Source organism: Synechococcus sp. CB0205 (assembly GCF_000179255.1).
Lineage (GTDB): Bacteria > Cyanobacteriota > Cyanobacteriia > PCC-6307 > Cyanobiaceae > Vulcanococcus.
This window is the reverse complement of the sequence record NZ_ADXM01000051.1, coordinates 13,903-38,607: the sequence shown is the minus strand read 5'-3', so window position 1 is coordinate 38,607 and position 24,705 is coordinate 13,903. Positions and strand designations below refer to the sequence as shown.

The following is a 24,705-nucleotide window of genomic DNA, read 5'->3' as shown; positions in this document are numbered from 1 at the left end:
GCCCTGGGCTGCGCAGGGTTAGCCAGCCCAGACAGGCAATCTCCACCATCCCCTAGAGCCCAAGGGATGTCAAACCCAAGGGCCTCTCAAGAGGGCAGGCGTCCTAGAGACCGCGCTCCATCAGCTGCCCCATCAGATCGCAGCTGCGTTGCTGGAACCCGGCGAGTTCATTGGGCTCGAGTCCGCCGACGGCCAGTCGCGCCATTTCATAGAGATGGCGGCTGAGGTTGTCGGCCAAAGCCTGGCTAGGACTGGAGCCCGCTCCGGTGATGACCGAACCGGCCGAGAGCTTGATCAATCCCTCGACCAGACGGTGCTTGCGGTTGACCAGCAGCACGTGATGGTCTGGCAGACCGGGGAGGCGCTGCTCCATCAAGGCGCCCATGTCATTCATCCGGCGCATCTGCTCAGGCAGAAGAATCAGCGCCGCAGGGGCGTTCTCACCCTTGAGGGCCTGGACCTGGACCGTGACCTTGTCGTTGGAGAGCGCTGCCTTGAAGAGGTCCCTCAACTTCTCTGAGCTGTCCTTGCCCTCGGCGTCGCTGATCTCGTTGTCCTTCTCCTGAAGCGAGTCATCCAGTTCGCTGTCGACCCGCTGGAACTTCAGTTCCTCATGGCGGTATTCCAGCCAGGGAATGAATTGGGTGTCGATGAAGGTGTCGGCCAACAGCACCTCAGCTCCCTGGCTCTTCCAGAGGGCGAGGGCGCCGGCCTGACCGGCCTCATCGGTGCAATAGAGGATGCGCTTGTCGTTGTCGCTGCCAAGGCGTGAGCGGTAGCCCCCCAGGGTCGTGAAGGCCTTACCCCCCTCAGCTGCGATCGGATCAGCGTTGTCTCCCTCGGCCGCAGCGGTGGTGGTGCCAAAGAGAACGAGCTCGGCCACCTGATCGGCGAACTTCTCGTCTTCCATGGCACCGATCTTGATGAAGGGGGCCAGCGATTCCCAGATCTCGGCGTAACGCTTGGGTTCGTCCCGGTGGAGTTCCTTCAGGCGGTCACCGACCTTCTTGGCGACGAAGTTGCCGATGGAGCGCACCCGCCGGTCGGTTTGCAGAGCCGATCGGCTGACGTTCAGCGGAATGTCCGGTGAGTCGATGACACCTCGCAGGGGCAGGAGGTAGCGGGGGACGACCTCCTTGATCGAATCGCTGACGAAGACCTGGTTGCAGTAGAGCTTGATCTCGCCCTTTTCCCAGTCCGCACGGCCGGTGGATTTGGGGAAATAAAGAATCCCCTGCAGGTTGTAGGGGTAGTCGGTGTTGAGGTGCACCCAGAGCAGGGGGTCCCCCTGGAAGGGGTAGAGATAGCGATAGAGCTCGATGTAGTCCTCATCGCTGAGCTCGCGAGGGCTCTTGCGCCAGGGGGCTTCGCGTTTGTTGACGGTCTCGCCTTCAAGCTGCACCTCCACTGGCATGAAGTCGCAGTAGGTGGTGATCAGCGTCCGGATCCGAGCCGGCTCGATGTATTCCTCCTCTTCCTCCATCAGATGGAGGATCACGTCCGTGCCGGGCTCGGAGCGCTCGGCTGCTTCAAGGCTGAAGTTCGGGGAGCCATCACAGCTCCAGCGAACGGCCTCGGACTCTCCCCGGGCGGAGCGGGTCACCAGCTCCACCTGCTTGGCGACCATGAAGCTGCTGTAGAAGCCCAGTCCGAAGTGGCCAATGATCGCGTCGGACTCTTGCTTGTACTTCTCGAGAAAGTCCTCGGCGCTCGAGAAGGCCACCTGGTTGATGTAGCGCTTGACCTCATCGGCGGTCATGCCGATGCCGTTGTCGGAAATGGTGAGGGTCTTGGCTTCGCGGTCGATGCGGATGCTGATCTTCCCCTCCGCTCCCTCGCTGCAGTCGCCAGCCATGGACGCCATGCGGCGCTTGCTGATGGCATCGACGCCATTGCTGACCAGTTCCCGCAGGAACACCTCGTGGCCGCTGTAGACGGCCTTTTTGATGATCGGAAAGATGTTCTCGGTATGGATCTGGATTTGACCCTGTTCCGCCTGAAGCACCACGGCTCTGATCACAACGTGATCACCAGAATCTCCCTAGCGAGGGGCTGACGCCAAGGGGCAGCGGTGGGCAGGAAACCGACCCCCCTGGATCTGCTGCTCACGACCTCGATGCTCAGCCTCTAGCTTCCGACTCGCGTTACGCCTGAGCTCATGTCCAGTCAGTGGGACAACTTCCTACGCAACCTGGGCGAGTGGCGAGGGACGTTTTGCGGCTTAGCCGCCGATGGATCGATCGCCGACACGACCCCATCGATTTTGCGGTTGGAGGAAGGAGAGGAGGAGCGTTTAGTGCGCTTCAGCCTGCGCCGCTTTGGCCCGGAGGGTTACGACGGTGTCCCTATCCATGAGATGGCGCAGGACTACCGAAACCTCGGCAAACAGGTCGTGTTTTTCGAGAACGGGACGTTCTGCAAGGGCACGTTGCAGGTGTCCCCAGGTGCCGAATTTGGTGGGGAGTTCGGCTTTGTGGATGGCGACCGGCGCCACCGTTTGGTGCAACTGCACGGCAATGACGGTCGCTTTAGCAAGTTGGTTCTGATCCGCGAATTCCGCTCGGGCGGCCACGGAGAAGAGCAACCCTCCGCGAGCCTCGATCGCCTGGCCGGCCAATGGAGCGGTCAGGCTTCCACCATCAGTGCCGACTGGCCGGAACCCAGCCTTGATCAGGCCTCCTTCCAGATCAGCCAAGAGGGCGCCCAGGGGTTTTCGCTCCGCACCCAGATCGGTCCCCAGGAACACCAGATCAGCGGTGTCCTGCAGGGTCCCTGCCTCGGAACCGCTGGCGGCGAGCAGGAGCTGCATCTGCAGTTGCTCCCGGATGCCGGCTTCAACCTGCGTCCCGTCCAGGTCAGCCATCGCGCTGCCTTTCAGCTTGAGGCTGGTTGGATGCCAACGCCCAACAGCATGCAGCGCTTGATCCGTCGCTACGACGCGTCCGGTGCCTGGCTCTCAGCCACCCAGATCAGGGCAACGCGTTCTGCGGGCTGAGGACGTCGGGGCGGTTGCGTTGGTTGTAGAGCCAGCCAGAGGAGGCTGAGTAGAGGGGCCAGGAAGCCACTGATCACCAGAACGGCAGCGAGCTGCCGACCCTGGCCATGGGGTTCCCTGTGGAGAGGATCACCGCAATAGGCGCAATGGGGCTGTCCGTTGGGCCCCTGGACAGCTCGCGTTGGCCGAGGGGCGCAGTAGGGACAGTGGTAGTCCCCAGGCTTCACGCGTCCGCTGTAGAGATCTCTGCTCATCCGCCGCCTTGGGGCTGCCCCTACTGATGCACAGCCGAGGAGCACAGCAAGGGTTCTGGGGAGCGCAGCGTGCGCCAATCCCCGGTGCCCGTGGCGACCTCGACTCCTACCGGATGCTCGAGGGGATTAATGCTGCTCTGCTGCAGCCAGCCGATGGCATCCTCGATTGCCGCCTCGAGGCTGGGGTACAGGGCGTCAAGTTGGCGGTGCGGCTCGCAGAGCCCGTCGATCAGGCGGTAGATCCTTTGCTGCAGTCGTTGAGGTTCGTTCAGGATTCGCCAATTCATATTTCTCTTCCCGGAGGAAATTCCACTTTGAGGAGAACCTCAAGCAGTGGCGTATCTCCTCACACTCTTTTAACCAACCGGCTGGGCTTGATCCAGATCGCTAAGGCAGACCGTGAAGGTGGCGGAATGGCTGGGAAGCAGGGGCCAGGGTCTGACCCAGGCAGAACCGCTGACCTCATCAAGATTGACCAGCTGCAAGATGCAATCCGGTTTCGCGCTCAATTTGACCAGCGCGCCTGGCTCAAGGGACACGGCAAAACCACCGCAGATGGATCCACTCAAGCGCGGCACCTGGCCAAAAACCAAAGAAATGCTTAAGCCCTGACCTAAGGGTTAGGCGGCGCGCTGGAGCTCTGGCTTCTCCTCGGGGACGATGGCACCCGCAACGGGGCAGACCTGAAGGCAGATGCCGCAGTCGATGCAGGTGTCGAAGTCGATCCAGTAGAACTCGGTTCCCTTGGCGTTGGCTCCCGTTCCTGGGTTGATGCAGGCCACAGGGCAGGCATCAACGCAATCGGCCACGCCTTCGCAGACGTCGGTGACGATCGTGTGAGCCATCGGCAGGTTGCTGGGGTGGGCTGGAGCTTAAGGAGTTGGGCTGGGAGTGCTGTCTCAGCCCATCCAGATCACGGCTTGGCAACCGCGTGCTGCGGCTTCGGCTTGTGCCTCAGCCTCTGAGCCACAGGGGCGATCCAGGAGCATGCAGGCTTGACCCTTGGCATGCTGTTCAGCCTGGGCGGCAAAGGCCGCGGGAAGCTGACTGAGGTCTCGAACGCTGAGCAGCGTGACGGCCCGTTGCTGCGGTGCAGTGTTCTCTGTTCCAAGCAGTCCCTGGATTGCCTCGAGGTCGAAGCTGAAGCCGAGGCCTGAGGCCGCACCACCAAAGCGCTCCACCAGGGCGTCGTAACGACCACCACTGGCGATCTCGACTGGAGCATCGACGCCCTGGCAGACGACCTTCAGCACCAGACCGTCATAGAGGTCAAAGTGGGGTTGGAAGGTGGGGTCGAGCTGCAGCTCAACATGGGCCTCGGTTGCAGCGGAGGCCACCAATTGGAGGCTGGCGCTGAGGTGCTCCAGGTCACTGGAGGGGCCGAGCATCGATTCCAGCTGCCTTAGGACCTGATCCGGAGCGCCACGTAGACGCATCAATTGCTCAAGGCTCTGGCGTTGCTCGCTTGGCAGCTGCAGGCCAGCCAGAGCAAGCGGATCAAAACTGATCAGGGCCTTTCTGGCGGCGTTGCGTTGCTCCGGCGGAACCTGATTGAGCAGGGCAGAGAGAACACCGTGGTGGCCCAGCAGCAGCATTGGCCGATGCTCTGCCCCGATGCCGACCTTGGCGATGCAGGCGAGCAGGAGGCGCAGCAACTCAGCATCGGCGACGCTGGCGTGACCGCCTAATAGTTCAACGCCGCTCTGAAGTTGCTCTTCAAGGCGCTGTTGGCCGGTGTCGCTTTGAACGCTGCGAAAGACGGTTCCACAACTCCAGAGACGCAGCGGCCTGGGGAGCTCCGCCATGCGTGTGCAGGCGGCCCTGGCAATCGAGGCAGTCATCTCGGGACGGAGACCTAAGGGGTCATCGCTGGCAAGACGAACCACTTCCCGGTCATTGATGCGACCACCGGCCTCCAAGGTCTGCAGCCGCTCGACGCTCGGGGGACTGACTTCGACGTATCCCCAGAGGCGATAGACCTGGCCCAGTTGCTCGGACAGCCAACGGTTGCCGTCCACCTCACGGGGATTGAGATCCCTGGTTCCGGCAGCCGGTTGAAGTGCCATCTCAAGGCCAGGTCGAAGTCGCCCGATCCTATGGAGTGGGCTGATCCAGCTCGGGCGCACCAAAGCTGCTGCCCGCCAATGGTTTGCATTGAGCAAGCCCATCCACGAGGGCCTGTTGCAGCTCTGGCGTGCAGGCAATCAGCTTTCCACTGGCCAATTCAGCGGGGGATCCGTCGTAGGCACAAACCACGCCACCGGCCTGCTCCACCAGGGCCATGCCTGCGGCGAGGTCCCATGGAGAGAGACCGCGCTCCCAATAGCCATCCAGCAGACCCTGGGCCACAAACGCCAGATCAACGGCCGCTGCACCACCCCGGCGGACACCACGGGTTCGGTGGGTGAAGTAAGCGAATTCCGCGTAGTTGTTGTCCAAGCGGGTGTGGCGGTCATAGGCAAAGCCCGTGACCAACAAGGACTCTCCAAGGCTGCTGCAGCTGCTGACCTGTATGGCCTCGTCGTTGCACCAGGCGCCAAGGCCAGGGGCGGCCCAATAGAGCCGCTCGAGGGCTGGCACCGCGAGGGCACCCAGCAGGGGCTGGCCGCACCAGGTCAGACCAATGGAGGTGCCAAAAAAGGGATAGCCATGGGCGTAGTTCGTGGTGCCGTCGAGGGGATCGACGCACCACTGCAGGGCGCTGTCTTTCCCTTCCTTCCTTCCGCTCTCCTCAGCCAGGACCCCCAGGTCGGGGGTCTGCTCTGAAAGAACCCTCAGCACCGCCTGCTCGGCAGCCACATCGGCTTCGGTCACGAGATCACCGGCGCGGCCCTTTTCGCGGATCCGCTCAAGTCGTCCAAACAGGGACTTCAGCTCGGCTGCTCCTGCCGCAGCCGCCTGCCTGGCCACGGCACTGAGGCGTTCCAGCTCAGCAGAACTCAGACCCGACCCTTGGGCTGCTTGATCGGTCAGTCGTGTCGTCATCGCTGGCGTCATTCCTCATCCAGGGGCAGTCCTGCACGCACCTTGCCGCGGCCAAAGTGGCGTCCGAACTGCAGTTCGTAGACCTCGTCCTCATCCTGGGTCTCCACTTCCAGGGGGCCCGTGGCCCTGGCCACGCAGAGCAGGCCGTAGCCACGGCTTCGAACGTCTTTCGAGAGGCCCAGGGCTTCACGTTGGTCGATCTGGCCCTCGAGCACCCGCACGGCGCAGGCGGTGCAGCACCCGTTGCGGCAACTGAAGGGCAGGGGTTCTCCCTGCTGTTCAAAGCTTTTGAGGATGTACTCCCCTTCAGGCACGTTCAGCTGGATCGTGCGGTTCTCCTGGCGCCAATGAACCGTGATCGGGTGACTGTGCATGGAGCAGCAATCCAACGGGGGGAGCAGTGACTGCTACATTCTCGTCGTTGCCCCCGCGCAGCCGCGACGTCTTCTGTGGTCTTTGGATCCAGAGATGGAGCTGCGAAAAGCCCCTCACGGAGAGGTGGCCGAGTGGTCGAAGGCGCAGCACTGGAAATGCTGTATAGGGGCAACTCTATCGAGGGTTCGAATCCCTCCCTCTCCGTTTGGAAAGCCGCTCTCTGAGCGGCTTTTTCATGCCAATTTTTGAACGAACTCAGCCAAAACGGCCGGTGACGTAGTCCTGGGTAGCTTGTTCTTTAGGAGCATTAAAGATTTGCTCCGTCTCTGCAAATTCAACGAGCGCTCCAACCTTGCTCTCGCGGTCACTGCGCTGGCTGACATTAAAGAAACCGGTGTAATCGCTGACGCGAACGGCCTGCTGCATGTTGTGCGTCACGATCACAATCGTGTAGTTCTTCTTGAGCTCATGCATCATTTCTTCGATCTTCAACGTGGAGATCGGATCCAGAGCTGAGCAAGGTTCATCCATCAAGATGACCTCGGGCTCAATGGCAATGGTCCTTGCGATGCAGAGGCGCTGCTGCTGGCCGCCTGAGAGGGCATAGCCACTTTCTCTGAGTTTGTCCTTGGTCTCATCCCAGAGAGCCGCTTTGCGCAGAGAGCGCTCTACGAGTTCGTCCATATCGCCCTGGTAACCATTCACGCGGGCACCAAAGGCGATGTTCTCGTAGATGCTTTTCGGAAACGGATTGGGTTTCTGGAAGACCATGCCAATCCGCCTGCGAACTTCGACCGGATCAACGTGCCGGGCATAGATGTCCTGTTGATCGAAGACGACGCGACCCTTGATCGAACAGCCGTCGATCAAGTCGTTCATCCGGTTCAGGGCCCGAAGCACCGTGCTCTTGCCACAGCCGGAGGGGCCAATAAAGGCCGTGACCTGGCCGCGCGGGATCTCCATATAGACCCCCCGAACGGCTTCCTTGCTGCCGTAGCTGATCGAGACATGCTGCAGGGATAGGCAAACCCCGTTGCTGCTGACGTTGGGGCTGGCCGGGGGGGAGGAGATCACGATCGTGGTGCTCAGACGTGTTGAGAAAGCAGAGGGAAGGGCCCAGATCAGGTGCTGGAGAGGCGCCCGATCCAGCGGGCCAGCAGATTGGCCAACAGGATCATCATCACCAAGACGAAGGAGGCCGCCCAAGCCAAGGAGATTTGGGCCTCGTAGGGCATGATCGCGTAGTTGTAGATCAGCACCGACATCGAGGCGATTGGGTTGAGTACCCCATCGGCCCAGAACGGTGAGAAAAGAGCTGTGAAGATCAGCGGTGCTGTCTCGCCCGCTGCCCGGGCGATCCCCAGGACAACACCCGTCGCGATCGGTGCGAAGGCCGCAGGAAGCGTGACCCGCGTAATCGTCACGACCTTCGAAGCCCCAACGCCCATGGCACCCCAGCGGAGTTCCTGGGGCACCAGCTTCAGTCCTTCATCGGTGGTCTTGATCACCGTGGGAATCATCAGCACAGCCAGTGCCATCCCCCCCGCAACGGCGCTGTAGCTCTGGCCAGCAATGACCCGGGTGCTGACGATGAGTCCATAGATAAAGACGCCGCAGATGATCGACGGCACGCCAGAAAGCACATTCGTGCCAAAACGCACGAACTGGGCGAAGCCGCCAGAGCGTGAATACTCCGCCAGGTAAATGCCGCCGCCAACTCCCACGGGAATGGCGATCAAGCTGGCCAAGGCCGTAATCAACAGGGTGCCAACGATCGCGTTACCAATGCCGCCGCCATCGAGCCCAGGAGGTGGTGGCAATTCAGTGAGGAGCTGCCAATTGATCAGCGAGCCGCCCTTGAGCAGCACATAAACCAGCACCAGAACGAGCGGAAGGACCGCCAGTCCGGTGAAGAGAGCTGCAACCGTGGTGAAGATCCGATTCCAAAGATTGCGGGCCAGGCCGTTGCGATAACGAAGGCTTCCGTATTGAGAAAGGGTCATGGCTCAGTACTTCAGGCTCAGTCGATTCACCACTTGCTGGGCCAATAGGTTGACCAGCAAGGTCATCAGCATCAAAACCAGGGCCGCATACATCAGGGCCGACACCTGAATGCCATCGGCCTCACCAAATTGGTTGGCCAGCATTGAAGAAATCGTGTTGGCTGGCGCAAGCAGGCTGAAGCTGAAGTTGTTGGAGTTGCCGATGATCATCGTGACCGCCATGGTCTCGCCCATGGCCCGCCCCAACGCCAACATCACTCCTCCGGTGATGCCAGAAATGGCAGCCGGCAGCATGACCTGGAAAATTGCTCCCCAGCGGGTGGTACCGATGCCATAGGCCGCCTGGCGCAGGCCATCGGGAACCTGCCGTAGGGCGTCCCGGGAGATGGCCGTAATGATCGGCAGGATCATCACCACCAAGATCAGGGACGCTGGCGCCATGCCGGGGCCCTGGGGTTCTGTCGAAAACAGCGGTATCCAGCCCAGGTAGCGGTGGAGATCCGTCAGGAAAGGGCGAAGGAAGGGCTCCATCACGACGATCGCCCAAAGCCCCAAGACCACTGAGGGAATGGCCGCCAGCAGTTCGACCATCACCCCCAGGACCTCGCGGATGGCCTTGGGAATGATGTTTTCAGTCAAAAAAATGGCAGTGCCCACCCCAAGGGGCACGGCGATCAGCAGCGCCACGCTTGAACTGACCAGCGTTCCGTAGATGGCGGTGAAGGCGCCGTAGTGCTCACTGATCGGATCCCAGTCCGAGGTCGTGATGAAGGAGAGCCCAAAGGTCTGGATGGCCTCCCAGGCCCCCGTGAAGACTGTCAGAAGAATCGCGAACACCAACAGACCCACCGCCCCAGCCAGGGCAACGGCGAGTTGCTGGAATCCCCGATCGGTCGCCCGTTCAGCGGCAGACCGACGCCGCAAGGCGAAGAGCTCAAGGCGCGGACTCCTGGCCATGTAGTTCTTAACCTCCTAGGAATCTATCCCTCAGCCCCCACTGCCGTTAGCTTTGGGGCACAACGTGGATGGCCCCAGGGCGCAGGAACGCAGTTGGCACGGATCGTTGGAATCGACCTGGGAACCACCAACTCCGTGGTTGCGGTGCTCGAAGGTGGGCGTCCGCAGGTGATTGCAAGTGCCGAGGGGGGCCGTACCACCCCTTCCGTTGTTGGCTTCAGCAAGGACCAGGAGCTGCTGGTCGGTCAGTTGGCCCGGCGTCAGCTGGTTCTCAACCCAAGAAACACCTTCGCCAACCTCAAGCGTTTCGTTGGCCGCCAGTGGGATGAGCTGGATGACGGCAGCCTGAGTGTTCCCTATACGGTTCGAGCCAACGATCAGGGCAATGTCCGGGTGGTCTGCCCCGCCACGGAACGGGAGTACGCCCCTGAAGAGCTCGTTGCCAGCGTGCTGCGCAAGTTGGTGGATGACGCCAGCACCTATCTGGGTGAACCGGTGGAGGCCGCGGTGATTACGGTCCCGGCCTATTTCAATGATGCCCAGCGCCAGGCCACCCGTGACGCTGGTCGCTTGGCCGGCATTTCGGTCGAGCGGATCCTGAATGAGCCCACTGCAGCGGCACTGGCCTATGGCTTTGACCGAAGCACCGTCAAGCGCGTGCTGGTCTTTGACCTCGGCGGTGGCACCTTTGACGTCTCAATCCTGCGTGTTGCCCAGGGGGTCTTTGACGTCAAGGCCACTAGTGGAGACACGCAACTCGGCGGGAACGACTGGGATCGCCGCATTGTTGATTGGTTGGCCGATGCCTTCCAAAAGGAGCATGAGATCGATTTGCGCCGGGATCGCCAGGCACTTCAGCGCCTGACTGAGGCGGCTGAGAAAGCCAAGATCGAACTCAGTGGTGTTCAAAGCACACCGATCTCTCTTCCGTTTATTGCCACCGGTCAGGACGGCCCTCTCCATATCGAGACCACTCTCGAGCGCAGCACCTTTGAGGGCCTCTGCCCCGATCTGCTGGATCGCCTGCTTCGACCGGTGCAGAGGGCGCTTCGCGATTCCGGTTTTGCCGCGGAGGACATCGACGATGTGGTCCTCGTTGGTGGATCAACGCGGATGCCAATGGTGCAGCAGATGGTGCGAACCCTCGTACCGCTGGAGCCCTGCCAGTCGGTGAACCCTGATGAGGTCGTCTCGATTGGTGCCGCTGTACAGGCCGGAATCCTGACCGGCGAACTCCGGGATCTGATGCTCAATGACGTCACTCCCCTTTCCCTTGGTTTGGAAACCATCGGTGGAGTGATGAAGGTGCTGATTCCGCGCAACACGTCTATTCCTGTTCGCAAGAGCGATCTCTTCAGCACCTCGGAAGCCAACCAAAGTTCCGTCGAGATCCATGTGCTCCAGGGCGAGCGTCAGATGGCCGATGGAAACAAGAGTCTTGGTCGTTTCAAGCTGTCCGGGATTCCCCCAGCACCGCGGGGCGTGCCTCAAGTGCAGGTCTCGTTCGACATCGATGCCAACGGATTACTCCAGGTCTCGGCGACGGATCGGACCACCGGCCGTCAGCAGAGCGTCAGCATCCAGGGCGGCTCCAATCTCAGTGAAGACGAGATCAAAACCCTGATTGCTGAGGCCGAGGAGAAGGCCAGTGAAGACCGCCGCAAACGGGCCGAGATCGATCGGCGCAATCGCGCTCAGACCTTGGTGGGACAAGCCGAGCGCAGGCTCAGAGACGCTGCTCTCGAGCTCGGTCCCTATGGCGCCGAACGCCAGCAGCGAGCGGTTGAGGTCGCCATGCGCGACGTCCAGGAGATGTTGGCTGATGGAGACCTCAGCGAACTCGACATCAGCGTGAGTCAGCTTCAGGAGGCCATCTATGGACTGAACCGCCGACTCGCGAGCGAACGCAAACAGGACGCCAATCCAATCCAGGGCATTAAGAACACCTTGGGCTCCCTCAAGGACGAGCTCTTCGCAGAAGACGACTGGGATGACTGGGACCGCCCAGGACGCTCCCGCGATCCCTGGAGCGAGCCCCGCTACGGCGGCGGTTGGCAGGAAGACCGTTGGGATCGTCCAAGCCTCGATCGGTTTGATCCCCCCGCCCGCGCTGGGAAGAGCCTCCAAGCCCCCGGGAGAGGGAGCTGCAACCGGCCCGTCGTTATGACCAGTCCAATGGCTACTTCGAGGAGCGTTATCAACACGCTGATCCCTACGAGGATGCCTATGACGAGCCTCGCCAGCAGCCCCGTGAGGAGCGCTTTGCTGACCGCAGGCCCACCACCACCCCGACGACACCGAATCACGGCTCCTACGAGGGAGATCCCTGGGCTGAGGACTGACGGAGGTGAGTCCTGTGATGTCCGAACCGGGCAGCATTAATCATTGGGCCGTTCTGGGACTGGACCCAGGGTCTGACGCCTCTTCGCTCAAGCGAGCGTTTCGTCAACAGGCACGCCGCTGGCACCCCGATTTAAACGGGGATGATCCCCATGCCGAAGAGCAGTTCAAGGCGGTGAACGAGGCCTATGCGGTCTTGAGTGACCCGCAACGGCGTCAACAGTGGGAAGCCGGTCTCGACGAAGCGACGGCCGCCTCGGCCGGACTGGATCCCTTTGCGACGGGCTTTCCTGACTTCGAGGACTATCTCGATGTTCTCTTTCATCGAGAGCGCAGACGTCCACGTCACCAGGACGCTGATGAGGACTTCTCCGCTCCGGAACCGGAGCCCTTTCGGGAGTACGGCACTGGCGAGGTCACGCCACCCGTGCCACCGCCGCCCCCTCCGGTGGTGGCCAGCGAGGAGCTCGAGTCGGTGGTGAATCTCACCCCTGAGCAGGCCCTCGAGGGCGTACGGGTGGAGCTGGACCTTCCCGATGGAACGGCGATCGAGGTGTGGACTCCGCCGATGGCCGGGGACGGTTGGCGACTACGCCTCGCCGGTGTCGCCCCGGGGGGCAGAGATCATTTTCTGCAGCTACGGGTGCGCACCGACGAGGGCCTGCGCATTGATGGTCTAAGGGTTCACTACCAATTGGAGCTCTCCCCCGCCGAGGGTGCCTTGGGCTGCACCGCTGTGGTCCCGACCCTTGACGGCCCCGTGCAGCTGCGCATCCCTCCCGGCTCCTCCAGTGGTCGTTTGCTGCGTTTGCGATCCCGCGGCTTGACGCGGATGGAGCAGCGGGGAGACCAACTTGTTGAAATCCGCCTGGTCGTTCCTCAGGGGCTGACTGAGGCGGAGGAAGCGCTGTACCGCCGGCTGCAACAGCTCGCAGAGGAAATTGAAGGTGAGCGCGAACGCTCGGTGAATCAGTGAGACACTGGTGATTGACCCGTGCGCGTTGGATGTCGGTTCACGTTCTGCTCTTTGACGCTGGCAGCGAGAACGAGGGCATTCACTCCCTGGAACTCAATGGTTCCACCGTCGTTCTGCTCTTTGAGGACCGTGACGATGCCGAGCGCTATGCCGGATTGCTGGAGGCGCAGGATTTCCCCACCCCAAGCGTTGAAGCGATCGAGCGGCGGGAGATGGAGGAGTTCTGCTCCAGCGCTGGCTACGAAGCGCGCTTTGTCCCGAGTGGCTTCTTGCCGCAGACCGCCGAGGAGCGCCTGCTGATTGCTCCTCCAGAGAAAAATATGGACACCACAACCTGGCGGGATCAACCCGAGCCAGGTCAGGAGACGACGCAAACCGCGGAGGCTCCCTTGGTCCCGACGGAAGAGCCCATCAGTACCGGCGACAGCGAATTGGAAGCCTTTCGCCGGCGCCTTGAGGGTCTGCTGTGAGCCCAGGCGCCTTTGAGGATGTGCAGCGGGGGCACCTGCTGACTGAACAGGTCAATCCCGCCAGCAGCGAACTGGATGCGCTGAGTACTGAAGACCTTGTTGACGTCTTTGTTGCTGAGGACCGCAAGCCCCAAGAGGCTGTGGCTGGAGCCGCTGCTGCCCTTGCACAAGCGATCGACGCGATCGCGCAGCGGCTTCAGGCGGGCGGGCGCCTCTTCTACCTCGGTGCAGGTACTTCGGGCCGGCTTGGAGTCCTCGATGCAGCGGAATGTCCCCCGACCTTCTGCAGCGCACCGGAGTTGGTGCAGGGTGTTCTGGCCGGTGGTGCTCCGGCCCTTTTGCGCAGTTCTGAGGGTCTGGAGGACCTCTTTGATGCCGGACGATCTGACCTCGAAGCGCGCGGCTTTGGCTCGGGCGATGCCCTGGTCGGCATTGCAGCAGGGGGCACGACCCCCTATGTCCATGGTGGGCTGGCCCATGCCCGTTCCCTTGGTGCCCTCGCCATCGCCATGGCCTGTGTCCCCTCGGAACAGGTGCCGATGCCCTGTGACATCGATATCCGCTTAATTACCGGCCCCGAGGTGCTGACCGGGTCCACCCGTCTGAAGGCCGGGACCGCGACGAAGATGGCCTTGAACATCCTCAGTACCGGCGTGATGGTTCGCCTGGGGAAGGTCTACGGCAACCGGATGGTTGATGTTGCCGTGACCAACAGCAAGTTGGAGGATCGGGCGCTGCGCATCCTCTCGGATCTGGCCGGTGTGAGCCGCGAGCAAGGACGCGCCCTGCTGGAAGCCAGTGCTGGCTCGGTGAAGTTGGCTCTGGTGATGGCCCGCCGCTCGCTGGATGCAGAGCAGGCGGCCGAGGTCCTCCAGCGCAGTGGCGGCAACCTCCGCCAGGCCCTCTTGGCTTAACCCTTGAACGGACCCCAATAGGGCTCGGTAAAGAGATTGAGCTTCACTCGAGTCGCCGCAGGAACCTGATCGGCGGGGGTCATCAGTGCATCCTGCAGGGCGTGGTGCGCCGCACTGGCGGGCCTCAGGGCTGCGATCCGCTCCGCCGTGGTCCTGACGATCTGGGTGGCGAGGGCCGCATTGGCCTTGAGATTGCCGATCACCATCTCGACGGTCACGCTGTCGTGGTCGGCATACCAACAGTCGTAGTCCGTGGCCATCGCCAGGGTGGCGTAGGCGATTTCTGCTTCCCGGGCGAGTCTGGCCTCGGTGTGGTTCGTCATTCCGATCACCGAGCAGCCCCAGCTTCGATAGAGGTTGGACTCGGCCCGGGTGGAGAAGGCGGGACCTTCCATGCAGAGATAGGTTCCGCCGCGGTGCAGGGTCCTGCCTTCCGGCATCAAGCTGTCGGCGACATCCGCCAACAGGCGGCTGAGGCTGGGGCAGAAGGGATCCGCCAGGGCCACATGGGCCACGGCGCCGTTGCCAAAGAAGCTGTTCGGTCGCTCCCGGGTGCGGTCAATGAATTGATCGGGCACCACCATGTCCAACGGGGGGATCTCCTGCTGGAGTGAGCCCACCGCTGATGGGGAGAGGATCCAGCGCACCCCAAGGGAGCGCATCGCCCAGATGTTGGCCCTGTAGGGAACTTCAGTGGGCAGGAAGGTGTGATGGCGGCCATGGCGCGCCAGGAAGACCACCTCCATGCCCCCCAGTCGGCCCAGACGCAGTTGATCCGAGGGAGGACCAAACGGGGTCTCGATGGTGAGCTCCTGGACATCCTCCAATCCCTCCATTGCGTAGAGCCCACTGCCGCCCAGGACCCCAAGACGGGCCTGGCTGAGATCGACGGAATGGGGGACGGACATCACCACTGATCAGATCCCATCACTTCTACCGGAGCGCCCATACTGAGGCGGTTTGCTGACGATCTCACCGTGACCAAAGCCGTGATGGAGACCGACGCCGGCACGATCGAACTGGAACTGTTCGAAGCCGACGCGCCCAACACCGTGGCCAACTTCGTGAAACTGGCCAAGGACGGCTTCTATGACGGCCTGGCCTTCCACCGTGTCATCCCCGGATTTATGGCCCAGGGCGGCTGCCCGAACAGCCGTGAGGGTGCCCGCGGCATGGCCGGCACCGGTGGTCCTGGCTATCAGATCGACTGCGAGATCAACGCTCAGAAGCACCAGGCCGGCACCCTGGCCATGGCCCACGCCGGCAAGAACACCGGTGGCTCACAGTTCTACATCTGCCATGAGGCCCAGCCTCACCTCGATGGCGTCCACACCGTCTTCGGTCACACCGGAAACATGGACGTGGTCCTGGCGCTGAAGAACGGCAGCCGGATCAACAAGGTCACGATCCAAGGCTGATCGCTGGTCGGGGCTGCCCAGCAGCCCCACTCCCTCAACACCAGCGCAGCAGGGCTCCGCTTTCAAACGGGACCCCCGCCTGACCTGAGCGCAATTCCTTGAGCGGTCTGCGCTGCGCTTCCAGAGTGTTGCTCGGATGTGAGCTCCGCTGTGCATCGGGCGCCAACAACAGGCTCACGCTTTGGGTCTCCGGCCAGTCCGCCATGGTTCTCAGGATCTGTCGCAGGCCTTCAGAATTTCCGCCGTTCACGAGAACGGCCAATTCCGGCTGATCCATCAGGGCCAACACCCGGGAGTGTTCTTCCCGCTCCAACTCCAATCCTTGCTGCTCGGCCCAGTCGGAGAGCTGCTGAAACAAGCTCGCACTGTTCGCCTCGTCCTGGCCTGAACTCGGCTTCCAGGCCAGGACTGCCGCTGGTCCTTGGACGGCGGCGGTGTCCATTAAGTGCCCCAATTTCGCCTGTTTGGTTTGCAGGTAATTGACGTTGTGCTGGCCGGGATCCATCACCAGCGGCACCCGGTCCACCACCTCAAGGCCGTAGCCACCGAGGCCTGCAATCTTGCGCGGGTTGTTGGTGATCAGCTTGAGACGGTGAATCCCTAGATCACTGAGGATTTGCGCTCCGACGCCGTAGTTGCGCAGGTCCGCCGGAAAGCCCAGTCTTTCGTTGGCCTCGACGGTGTCCAAGCCGCCGTCCTGCAGGGAATAGGCCTTGAGTTTGTTGATCAGGCCGATGCCCCGGCCCTCCTGTCTGAGATAGACCACGACGCCCTCGCCGGCCTCCTCGATGATCCGCAGGGCGGATTCCAGTTGCGGGCGGCAATCACAGCGCAGGGAGCCGAAGGCATCGCCGGTGAGGCACTCGCTGTGCACCCGAACCAAGACGGGACCTGCCGAGTGTTCTGGGTTGCCTTTAACGATGGCCACATGGTCCGAACCATCGAGCTCGTTGCGATAGCCAATCGCCCGAAACTGACCGAAGGCACTCGGGAGCATGGCTTCGGCCTGGCGCCGAACAAAGCGCTCCGTATCGAGCCGGTAGCGAATCAGGTCCGCAATGTTGATGAAGCGCAAGCCATGGCGCTTCGCGTACTCCGCCAATTGCGGCAGCCGGGCCATGGAGCCATCGGCGTTTTGGATCTCACAGATCACGCCTGCTGGATAGAGACCCGACATCCGTGCCAAGTCGACGGCAGCTTCGGTGTGCCCGGCACGCTTCAACACTCCCCCTTGCTTCGCCCGCAGGGGGAAGATGTGGCCCGGCCTGCGCAGGTCGTTCGGACGGGTCCCCGGGTGGATGGCGACTTGGATCGTGCGGGCCCGGTCTTCCGCTGAGATGCCTGTGGAGACTCCGTTCTCGGGGCCTGCGTCCACGCTGACGGTGAAGGCCGTTTGATTGCTGTCGGTGTTGCGATCGACCATCAGTGGCAGGTCGAGCGCGTCGAGACGCTCACCCTCCATCGCCAGACAGATCAGGCCCCGTGCCTCGGTGGCCATGAAGTTGATCTGCTCCGGTGTAGCGAACTGGGCAGCGCAGATCAGATCCCCTTCATTCTCCCGGTTTTCGTCGTCCACCACCACGACCATTTCGCCATTGCGGATCGCGGCCAGACCGTCGGCGATGGAATCGAAGACAAACGAGTCCTGAGTCAGGGGCTGGTTCAGGGAAGGCGGGCCCGACGGCCAGGTGCACTGACACTTTTATAGAGCCCGGTACGATCGGCCTTCCCCTGTGCAAGCCATGGCAAGTCAGCGCGTCGCCGTGATTGGGGCCTCGGGCTACGGCGGTTTGCAGACCCTCCGGCTGCTCCAGGGGCATCCTGAGTTGACCGTTAGCTTCCTGGGGGGCGAGCGAAGCAGCGGCAAGCGTTGGAGTCAGCTCACTCCGTTTTTGCCACTGCCAGGCGATCCGGTGGTGCAGAACCCGGAGGTGGATGCCATTGCCGAGGCCGCTGACTTCGCGGTCCTCAGCCTTCCCAATGGCCTGGCCTCCCGCCTCGCCCCTGCGCTACTCGAGCGTGGCGTCAAGGTGGTCGACCTCTCCGCTGACTATCGCTACAGCTCCCTGGATCAGTGGAAGGAGGTCTATGCCTCCGAGGCCAGCAGCTTCCCCAGAACTGACGCGGACCTTTGCCAGGAAGCCGTCTACGGCCTGGTGGAGTGGGATCAGCAGCGCATTGCTGCGGCTCGCCTGGTGGCGGCTCCTGGGTGTTTCCCCACCGCCAGCCTCTTGGCCTTGACCCCGTTCTTGAAGCAGGGCCTGATTGAGACCAGCGGCATCGTCATCGACGCCAAGACCGGCACCAGTGGCGGCGGCCGGGCCGCGAAGGAGCATCTCCTCCTGGCGGAGGCTTCGGAAGGCATCTCCCCCTACGGCGTCGTGGGGCACCGGCACACCAGTGAGATCGAGCAGCTCTGCAGCCGCGCCGCGGGTACGAGCATTCAGTTGCAGTTCACTCCACACCTCACGCCGATGGTGCGCGGTCTACTCGCCACGGTCTATGGCCGACTGCGCGATCCAGGACTGACCGCGGAGGACTGCACAACGCTGCTCGAGGCGGCCTATCGCCACGCCCCCTGCGTGCAGGTTCTACCGGTCGGCACCTATCCCTCGACCAAATGGGTGCGCCAGACCAACAAGGCGCTGCTGTCGGTTCAAGTGGACCAGCGCACCGGTCAGCTGATTGTGATGAGCGCCATCGACAACATGGTCAAAGGCCAAGCCGGTCAAGGGGTGCAGTGCCTGAACCTGATGGCGGGCCTGCCCGCTGAAACGGGACTCCCGCTGCTGCCCTTCTATCCCTGAGCGCAAAGCCCAAGGCGCTGGGCAGCCAGGCTGACGGCCAGGGGCAGGATCCGATGTTCCTGCTGATGGATTCGCTCGGAAAGGCTGGCCTCACTGTCCCCGTCAAAAACCGGAAGGGCGGCTTGCACCAAAATCGGCCCAGTGTCCACCTCTAATTCCACGAGATGGGCCGTGCAGCCCGTCAGGGTGACGCCGGCCTCGAGGGCCTGTCGGATCGCTTTCGCCCCCCGGAAGCTTGGCAGCAGCGACGGATGAATATTGATCAGCCGTTCTGGGTAGGCCTCGATCAGTTCCTGCGTCACGATTCGCATCCAGCCGGCCATCACCACCAGGTCCACCTGCGCGGCTCGAAAGGAAGAGACGAGCGCGCGGTCGAGCGCCTCCCGCGATGGGTAGTTCCGGTGGTCCAATACCTGTGCGGGGACATCCAGGACCTCGGCCCGCCTCAAGGCGCCCGCCTCAGGCTTGTTCACGATCAGTAGGCTGACCTCGGCAGAGAGTTGCCCGGAGCGGCAGGCCTTGACCAGGGCCTCGAAGTTGCTGCCCGAGCCGGAGGCCATGACCCCCAAGCGCAGGGGCGGTTTGGTGACGATCGGATGCTCCGGTGGCAAAGGCCACTGGACGGCCAATCCACTCCCGCTAGGGTCTGGAAAAGTGGAGTCCTGGCCATGTCCCATCTCTCCATCCTGCCAACGGTCCTTACGGATGAGCGCCTTCTGGCCCAGGCTCTCCAGGAGCTCGGCTACGCGGTCCACTGGGGCGGCCGGCTCCAGGGTTTTGCCGACCAGCAGGAGGCGGTCACCCTCTGGGTGCAGGTGAACCCCGAGCAGCAATTGGGTTGGTGCCGTCAGTCCAATGGACGTCTTGCTTTGGTGGGCGATCTGCAGCGGCTCGGACGATCCCACTCCGTTCAGCAGCTCGTCGGACAGATCACCCGCAGCTACGCCGCTCTCCAGGCCCTTCAGACCGCTGCCGCGGAGCTGTCGAACGCTTCAGTTGAATTGATCAGCTGACGGTTGAACGATGACGGGATTGGTTCAGGTCCAGCTTGATCTGAGCAACCCTCAGAGCCACCTGGTACATGTGTGGCTGGAGATTTCCTCTCCCCAAGCACAGCAACAGGTCTCACTACCCGGCTGGACACCCGGCTCCTACCTGATCCGCGACTACGTCAAGCAGCTGGAGGGCTTCAAGGCTGTTCAGCAGGGTCTTGAGCGGTCCGTGCGCCGCACCGATCCGAGTACCTGGCAGATCGATTGCAATCCAGACGCGGGTCCGCTGGTGCTGACTTATGCCGTCATGGCCACGGAGCTGACGGTTCGCACCTGTCATCTGGATCAGGACCACGGCTTTTTCGCTTTAGCGGCGGTGGTTCTCGAGGTGGCGGGTCAGCGCTGGAGTCCCCACCGCCTGACCTGCGTGGTGCCCAATGGCTGGAATGCCTTTGTTCCCCTGCCCAGGGAAGCCACTGGATCCTGGCTCGCGACAACGTTTGATCAGCTGATCGACAGCCCCATCGAGGCCGGTCCACACCAGTCGCATCCGTTCGAGGTCCTGGGTGTTCCCCATCGCTGGGTGACCTGGTTTTCAGATCCCGCCTGCGCGGTGTGGTTCGCCGATCGTTATCCGACGTTCTTCGAGGACGTACAGCAGGTCTGTTTGGCCTGTTGCCGGCTGATGGGCGAACCCAGACCCGCCAGTTCGGACTACCTCTTTGTGCTGCACCTCTTGGATGAGGGGTATGGGGGCCTGGAGCACGACGACAGCACAGTCCTTGTCTATGGGCGCCGCAACCTCGAGACCAGCAGCGGATACCGCAAGTTTCTGCAGCTCGTTGCCCACGAGTATTTCCACCAGTGGAACGTCCGGCGTCTGACCCCAAGGGAACTTCGGCCGGTGGACTACAGCCGCGCCAGTGTGATCCCGACGCTCTGGTTTGCAGAAGGGGTCACGAGCTACTTCGATCAGCTGCTGCCGCTGACCGCTGGCTTGAGTACGCCGCAGGACTACTTCAGTGATCTTGGGGAGGACCTCAGCCGTTACCTGCTCACGCCTGGGCGTCAGGTCCAGACCCTCAGAGAGAGCAGTGAGGAGGCTTGGGTCAAGCTCTACAAGGCCGATGCCTACTCCGCGAGTAGCCAAGTCAGCTATTACCTCAAGGGGGCGGTCGTCGCCCTCTGTTTGGACCTGGAGCTCCGGCGTCATCAGAGCTCACTCTCCGCAGTTGTTCAGCAGCTTTGGAGAAGCCACGGTCGCCATAGTCGCGGCTATGGGGAGTCCGATCTGCTGGAGGCCTTTGAAGGGCAAGTCACCGGTTTGGCTGGGCGTTTAGAGCAATGGTTGACGGACGTCGACGATCCTGATTGTTCTGGCTACCTGTTGGATGTAGGCCTGGATCTGGAGCCGGAGATGTCCAGCGATCCTTGGACGGGAATGACCACGGGTCTGAAGGATGGCCGGCTGGTGGTTCAACGCGTTTTGCGCCATAGCCCGGCTGAGCGGGCTGGGCTGATGGTGGGCGATGAACTGATCGGCTTGGCCGGCCAGCGGCTGGCCAAGCCCGAGGACGTTCCAACGCATCTGCGTGCTGGCGTGGATCAGCCGCTGCTCATGGCCCGTCGTTCCAGCCTGCGGGAGCTTCAACTCTGCAGTGATCCACCGCAGCCCAAGCGCTACAAACTCGAGCCTGTAGCCAACCCCACAACCGCCCAGCAGGCAGCCCAAGAGGCCTGGTTACAACAACGGGTGGGCTAGCCATGGTCCGGCTCGTTCCCGACCAACCGACTCGCATTCCCCACCGCCGTGCACTGGGGCTGGCCCTAGTCGCCTTGGCTGGCCTCAGCCTCATTCCCCTCTGGCAGCGTTCGAGTCAGGCTCCCGCGCGGCTGCCAGCTCCCCTTGCCAATGCACGGCCCGCTCCTCTCCCTCCCGCTCAAGCGGCATGGAGCAGCCCCCTACAGCGCCAATGCAGCGTGAATGACCGCGCCCTGGTGGCACGGTTAAAGACGCAGCAGGAGACCTACCCCTCCACCCTCAAGCGGGTCAAGATCGACCCATCCAACTACGACCAGCGCGTGCCCTATGACGCGTTTGGAAATCCGTTGCAGACGACCCCCTCGCTTGTCGTTCTGCATGAGACGGTCTTCGGGCTGCAATCGGCGCTGAACACCTTCATCAAGCACAACCCAAGGGATGAGGACCAGGTCAGCTACCACCTGCTGATCGGTGAAAACGGAGAGTCGGTTGAAGCCCTACATCCCCGATTTCGTGCCTATGGAGCGGGTTACTCCGCTTTCGATGGCGAATGGGCGGTATTGAATCCAGAGCTTCCTGGCTCTATCAACAACTTCGCTCTGCACCTCAGCCTCGAGACACCGCTGGATGGTGAGAACGATGCGGAAACCCACAGTGGCTACAGCTCCGCCCAGTACGACGCCATGGCCGTCGTCCTTGCGGATTGGATTAACCGCTACAAGATCCCGAAGGAGCGGATTACGACCCACCGCCATGTGGATCTTGGTGCAGCGCGTGCTGATCCCAGGAGTTTCAACTGGGAGGCGCTGCAGCAGCGATTGGCGGCCCTTGGGGCGCTCTGCTGAAGACCCTTCAGATCAGCGGTGACAGGGGTTGCCGCTGGCGCCCATAGACCAAGCCGTGCAGTTCGGGGTCCTGCATGTAGCGCAGGATCCTGGCTGGGTAGTCGAGTTTGCCGTTGTGGAGATAGGCGAGGGTTGCCACAGTCTTGGCATGACGGTGAGAGCGACTGACGTTGCTGGTCTCACTGGCCTGCCGGTCGAGGAGCTTCAGCAGACGCATCATTTTCCCCGCCAGAAGTTCGACGTTGCGCTCCGGGTCGAGCAGTTGATTGCGGGCGGCTTGAATCTCCTCGGGACTGGCATTGGGGCTCAGCAATCCCTGTTTCTCCATCTCACTGAGGCCCAGCTGGGCTGGGCCATGGGTGCTGAATAGCCCGGAATGGGCTGCCAAGGGGTGATCCTCACCCGGCTTGGCGTGCTGCATCTCGTCAAACAAAATTGCGGCCAACAGCATCGGGTTCAGGCCCGTGCGGCGGCTTTGCTGTTGGATCACCGGCTGAAGCGATTGCAACCGATTCACCGTGTGGTCCCGAAGGGGGGTGAACTGGTCCACCCCTTGGGTGAATAGACGCGCGAGCCGAGGTTGGGGTCCATGCACGCCAAAGCGGCGCTGCAACTCCTTCAGCTCTTCTGCGCTGAATTTGGTTGGGTCTGAATGGCTGCTGCTATCGATGCGATCGACACTGACGCCGTTGCTGGGGCGCAGAGCGGTCTGGACAAGCGGGTAGGTCGCCAGGCTGGCTAGAGCCGTTGTGGCCGCCCCAAGCCAGGCCCAGAGGTTGCGCCTGGTGCGATGGGGCCGAAGCCGCTTTCCGTAGCGCAGATTGAGAGTCAGAACCCAATCAAAAGCCTTTTCTTGAGCCTAGGTCGACCTTTCGCCTGAGGCCGCACTCATGCGCAAGTCCATACAGTCGCAACCTGGTCCCGGCTCAATCCTCAGGAAACGCCAAAAAGGGTATCCCTGATTGGATTTCACCGATAGGTTCAAAGGGCGGACCGCTTGATCTGGCCTGATGTCTTCCCGCCCCTCTGCCCCCGCTCTGGACCCCGCGAGCCAGTGGCAGAGGTTCTGCAGTCAGCTCTGGCACAACGAGAAGCTCGGCTTCTGGCTCGATGTCAGCCGCATGGGCCTGGATTCGGCCACCCTCTCTGCCTTAAAGCCTCGTTTTGATCAGGCCTTCCAGGCCATGGCGGCCCTGGAGTCTGGCTCCATTGCCAACGCCGATGAGCAACGCCAGGTTGGTCACTACTGGCTACGCAACCCCCAGCTCGCCCCCGATCCAGCCAGTGGAGCTCACATCCAGGCTGAAGTCGATCGCATTGAGTCCTTCGGTCGCGACGTTCTCTCTGGAGCCATCGGCAATGGCTCTGGGCAGCGCTTCACCGACGTGCTTTGGATCGGCATCGGCGGCTCTGGCCTTGGCCCCCTCTTGATGATTCGGGCCCTTCAGGACCCAGGAGCTGGCCTTCCCTTCCATTTCTTCGACAATGTCGATCCCGATGGAATGCGCCGGACCTTGGCATCCATTGGTGAGCGGCTGAAGACCACCCTGGTGATTGTGGTCAGCAAGTCCGGGGGAACCCCCGAGCCCCATATCGGCATGCTTCAAGCGCGTCGTGCCGTTGAGGCAGCCGGCGGAAGTTGGTCCCAACAGGCCGTCGCCGTCACCATGGTCGACAGCAAGCTCGATCGTGAAGCGAAGGACTCGGGTTGGTTGGCGCGCTTCGACATGTTCGATTGGGTCGGCGGCCGAACCAGCATTACCAGTGCTGTGGGTTTGCTCCCAGGCGTTCTGATTGGCTCCGACATCCGGGAGTTCCTGGCGGGTGCGGCTGAGATGGATGCGGTCACTCGGGTGGCCGATTTTGAACAGAACCCGGCTGCACTGTTGGCCGCTGCCTGGTATTCCGCCTGTGGCGGTAGGGGCCAGCGAGACATGGTTGTGCTTCCCTACCGCGACCGTCTGGAGGTCTTCAGCCGCTACCTCCAGCAACTGGTGATGGAGAGCCTGGGTAAGAAGTTGGACCGCAATGGTCAACTCGTCCACCAGGGCATTGCCGTCTACGGCAACAAAGGCTCGACCGACCAACACGCCTACGTGCAGCAACTTCGCGACGGTGTCGACAACTTCTTCGTGACCTTTGTCGAGGTGCTCGAGGACCCTGGCGATATTCCGCCGCTGGAGGGTGAGAATCCTGGCGACTTCTTGGACGGCTTCCTCCAGGGCACCCGTTCAGCCTTGACTGAAGAAGGACGCTTCAACCTCAGCATCACGATGCAGCGTCTGAACGCCCACAGCCTGGGTGCCCTGATTGCACTGTTCGAGCGCGCCGTGGGCTTCTACGGCGAGTTGGTCAACGTCAACGCCTACCACCAACCCGGCGTTGAGGCCGGCAAGAAAGCGGCGGCAGCACTTCTGGATCTGCAGTCCAGGTTGGAGATGGTGATGGCTGACCAGCGGGAACACACCCTGGCCGAACTCCAAGGCAAGTTGGCCCTAGAGACAGCCGAGCCCCTCTATTGGATCCTGCGGCACCTCTGCGCCAACCGTCGCCACATCTCAGCCAAAGGGGACTGGGGGCAGCCCGAGTCCCTCGTGTTCATTCACGACTAG

The 24,705-nt window shown here is 62.2% G+C and carries 25 protein-coding genes and 1 tRNA gene; 12 read left to right on the top strand and 14 right to left on the bottom strand.

Going from position 1 to position 24,705, the window contains the following annotated elements; translation table 11 throughout:
- Nucleotides 1–103: 103 nt before the first annotated feature.
- The gene (gene htpG / locus CB0205_RS0110365) at nt 104–2,005 is read right to left on the bottom strand and encodes a molecular chaperone HtpG (protein WP_369791659.1); all 1,902 of its coding nucleotides are present in this window, start codon (nt 2,003–2,005) and stop codon (nt 104–106) included.
- Between the two features lie 153 nt (nt 2,006–2,158).
- Here htpG and CB0205_RS0110360 point away from each other — a divergent pair, with 153 nt between their 5' ends.
- Entirely contained in the window at nt 2,159–2,995 is an 837-nt protein-coding gene (locus CB0205_RS0110360; RefSeq protein ID WP_010317091.1) for a DUF3598 family protein, read from the top strand.
- 274 nt (nt 2,996–3,269) lie between these two features.
- On the opposite strand, the gene CB0205_RS0110355 is transcribed toward CB0205_RS0110360, so the two are convergent.
- The 6 genes from CB0205_RS0110355 to CB0205_RS0110330 form a co-directional block, all read right to left on the bottom strand.
- Nucleotides 3,270–3,536, bottom strand: a complete 267-nt coding sequence (locus CB0205_RS0110355) for a hypothetical protein (protein WP_010317087.1) — start codon at nt 3,534–3,536, stop codon at nt 3,270–3,272.
- Between the two features lie 69 nt (nt 3,537–3,605).
- Entirely contained in the window at nt 3,606–3,788 is a 183-nt protein-coding gene (locus CB0205_RS0110350) for a hypothetical protein (protein ID WP_029626309.1), read from the bottom strand.
- 81 nt (nt 3,789–3,869) lie between these two features.
- Complete coding sequence (locus CB0205_RS0110345) at nt 3,870–4,094, bottom strand: 4Fe-4S dicluster domain-containing protein (protein ID WP_010317082.1); 225 nt, start codon at nt 4,092–4,094, stop codon at nt 3,870–3,872.
- A gap of 54 nt (nt 4,095–4,148) precedes the next feature.
- On the bottom strand, nt 4,149–5,315 hold the full coding sequence (locus CB0205_RS0110340) for an ATP phosphoribosyltransferase regulatory subunit (protein ID WP_010317080.1): 1,167 nt from the start codon (nt 5,313–5,315) through the stop codon (nt 4,149–4,151).
- A 28-nt stretch (nt 5,316–5,343) separates the two neighbouring features.
- Nucleotides 5,344–6,234: an inositol monophosphatase family protein gene (locus CB0205_RS0110335; protein ID WP_029626308.1), complete on the bottom strand. Its 891-nt coding sequence runs from the start codon at nt 6,232–6,234 to the stop codon at nt 5,344–5,346.
- Nucleotides 6,235–6,242: 8 nt separating this feature from the next.
- Nucleotides 6,243–6,608 carry a 2Fe-2S iron-sulfur cluster-binding protein gene (locus tag CB0205_RS0110330; RefSeq protein WP_010317077.1) on the bottom strand — a complete coding sequence of 122 codons (366 nt, stop codon included), beginning with the start codon at nt 6,606–6,608 and terminating at the stop codon, nt 6,243–6,245.
- Nucleotides 6,609–6,726: 118 nt separating this feature from the next.
- On the opposite strand from CB0205_RS0110330, the gene CB0205_RS0110325 reads away from it, so the two are divergent.
- A tRNA-Ser gene (locus tag CB0205_RS0110325) sits at nt 6,727–6,813 on the top strand.
- A 51-nt stretch (nt 6,814–6,864) separates the two neighbouring features.
- Here the strand turns inward: CB0205_RS0110325 and pstB are convergent.
- The 3 genes from pstB to pstC are packed head-to-tail and all read right to left on the bottom strand — an operon-like array spanning nt 6,865 to nt 9,569.
- A complete protein-coding gene (gene pstB / locus CB0205_RS0110320; protein WP_369791658.1) occupies nt 6,865–7,698 on the bottom strand; it encodes a phosphate ABC transporter ATP-binding protein PstB in 834 nt (277 codons plus the stop codon).
- A 32-nt stretch (nt 7,699–7,730) separates the two neighbouring features.
- On the bottom strand, nt 7,731–8,612 hold the full coding sequence (gene pstA, locus CB0205_RS0110315; protein ID WP_010317072.1) for a phosphate ABC transporter permease PstA: 882 nt from the start codon (nt 8,610–8,612) through the stop codon (nt 7,731–7,733).
- A 3-nt stretch (nt 8,613–8,615) separates the two neighbouring features.
- A complete protein-coding gene (pstC, locus tag CB0205_RS0110310; protein WP_010317071.1) occupies nt 8,616–9,569 on the bottom strand; it encodes a phosphate ABC transporter permease subunit PstC in 954 nt (317 codons plus the stop codon).
- A 93-nt stretch (nt 9,570–9,662) separates the two neighbouring features.
- Here pstC and dnaK point away from each other — a divergent pair, with 93 nt between their 5' ends.
- The 4 genes from dnaK to murQ are packed head-to-tail and all read left to right on the top strand — an operon-like array spanning nt 9,663 to nt 14,269.
- The gene (gene dnaK, locus CB0205_RS0110305) at nt 9,663–11,951 is read left to right on the top strand and encodes a molecular chaperone DnaK (RefSeq protein WP_010317070.1); all 2,289 of its coding nucleotides are present in this window, start codon (nt 9,663–9,665) and stop codon (nt 11,949–11,951) included.
- A complete protein-coding gene (locus CB0205_RS0110300; RefSeq protein WP_010317069.1) occupies nt 11,929–12,885 on the top strand; it encodes a DnaJ domain-containing protein in 957 nt (318 codons plus the stop codon). The genes dnaK and CB0205_RS0110300 overlap by 23 nt, the downstream gene beginning before the upstream one ends.
- 29 nt (nt 12,886–12,914) lie before the next feature.
- Nucleotides 12,915–13,355 carry a DUF3110 domain-containing protein gene (locus CB0205_RS0110295; RefSeq protein ID WP_010317068.1) on the top strand — a complete coding sequence of 147 codons (441 nt, stop codon included), beginning with the start codon at nt 12,915–12,917 and terminating at the stop codon, nt 13,353–13,355.
- The gene (gene murQ, locus CB0205_RS0110290) at nt 13,352–14,269 is read left to right on the top strand and encodes an N-acetylmuramic acid 6-phosphate etherase (RefSeq protein ID WP_010317067.1); all 918 of its coding nucleotides are present in this window, start codon (nt 13,352–13,354) and stop codon (nt 14,267–14,269) included. The genes CB0205_RS0110295 and murQ overlap by 4 nt, the downstream gene beginning before the upstream one ends.
- Here the strand turns inward: murQ and CB0205_RS0110285 are convergent.
- Nucleotides 14,266–15,177 carry an S-methyl-5'-thioadenosine phosphorylase gene (locus tag CB0205_RS0110285; protein WP_010317066.1) on the bottom strand — a complete coding sequence of 304 codons (912 nt, stop codon included), beginning with the start codon at nt 15,175–15,177 and terminating at the stop codon, nt 14,266–14,268. The genes murQ and CB0205_RS0110285 overlap by 4 nt on opposite strands.
- Before the next feature lie 69 nt (nt 15,178–15,246).
- Between CB0205_RS0110285 and CB0205_RS0110280 the strand changes: the two genes are divergently transcribed.
- Nucleotides 15,247–15,687 carry a peptidylprolyl isomerase gene (locus CB0205_RS0110280; RefSeq protein WP_010317065.1) on the top strand — a complete coding sequence of 147 codons (441 nt, stop codon included), beginning with the start codon at nt 15,247–15,249 and terminating at the stop codon, nt 15,685–15,687.
- A gap of 34 nt (nt 15,688–15,721) precedes the next feature.
- On the opposite strand, the gene ribBA is transcribed toward CB0205_RS0110280, so the two are convergent.
- On the bottom strand, nt 15,722–17,311 hold the full coding sequence (gene ribBA / locus CB0205_RS14685) for a bifunctional 3,4-dihydroxy-2-butanone-4-phosphate synthase/GTP cyclohydrolase II (RefSeq protein WP_232197299.1): 1,590 nt from the start codon (nt 17,309–17,311) through the stop codon (nt 15,722–15,724).
- Nucleotides 17,312–17,429: 118 nt separating this feature from the next.
- Between ribBA and argC the strand changes: the two genes are divergently transcribed.
- Nucleotides 17,430–18,494, top strand: a complete 1,065-nt coding sequence (argC, locus tag CB0205_RS0110270) for an N-acetyl-gamma-glutamyl-phosphate reductase (protein ID WP_010317061.1) — start codon at nt 17,430–17,432, stop codon at nt 18,492–18,494.
- Here argC and purN read toward each other — a convergent pair.
- Nucleotides 18,485–19,123 (bottom strand): phosphoribosylglycinamide formyltransferase, encoded by a 639-nt coding sequence (gene purN, locus CB0205_RS0110265; RefSeq protein ID WP_010317059.1) that lies wholly within the window; start codon nt 19,121–19,123, stop codon nt 18,485–18,487. The two genes, argC and purN, sit on opposite strands and share 10 nt — an antisense overlap.
- Before the next feature lie 39 nt (nt 19,124–19,162).
- Between purN and CB0205_RS0110260 the strand changes: the two genes are divergently transcribed.
- The 3 genes from CB0205_RS0110260 to CB0205_RS0110250 are packed head-to-tail and all read left to right on the top strand — an operon-like array spanning nt 19,163 to nt 22,093.
- Nucleotides 19,163–19,507 (top strand): DUF1257 domain-containing protein, encoded by a 345-nt coding sequence (locus CB0205_RS0110260; RefSeq protein ID WP_010317057.1) that lies wholly within the window; start codon nt 19,163–19,165, stop codon nt 19,505–19,507.
- Between the two features lie 10 nt (nt 19,508–19,517).
- Nucleotides 19,518–21,248 carry a M61 family metallopeptidase gene (locus CB0205_RS0110255; RefSeq protein WP_010317056.1) on the top strand — a complete coding sequence of 577 codons (1,731 nt, stop codon included), beginning with the start codon at nt 19,518–19,520 and terminating at the stop codon, nt 21,246–21,248.
- A 2-nt stretch (nt 21,249–21,250) separates the two neighbouring features.
- Complete coding sequence (locus CB0205_RS0110250) at nt 21,251–22,093, top strand: N-acetylmuramoyl-L-alanine amidase (protein ID WP_010317055.1); 843 nt, start codon at nt 21,251–21,253, stop codon at nt 22,091–22,093.
- A gap of 7 nt (nt 22,094–22,100) precedes the next feature.
- Here the strand turns inward: CB0205_RS0110250 and CB0205_RS14680 are convergent, their stop codons facing one another.
- Complete coding sequence (locus CB0205_RS14680; protein WP_010317054.1) at nt 22,101–22,706, bottom strand: hypothetical protein; 606 nt, start codon at nt 22,704–22,706, stop codon at nt 22,101–22,103.
- A 397-nt stretch (nt 22,707–23,103) separates the two neighbouring features.
- Between CB0205_RS14680 and CB0205_RS0110240 the strand changes: the two genes are divergently transcribed.
- Nucleotides 23,104–24,705: a glucose-6-phosphate isomerase gene (locus tag CB0205_RS0110240; RefSeq protein ID WP_010317053.1), complete on the top strand. Its 1,602-nt coding sequence runs from the start codon at nt 23,104–23,106 to the stop codon at nt 24,703–24,705.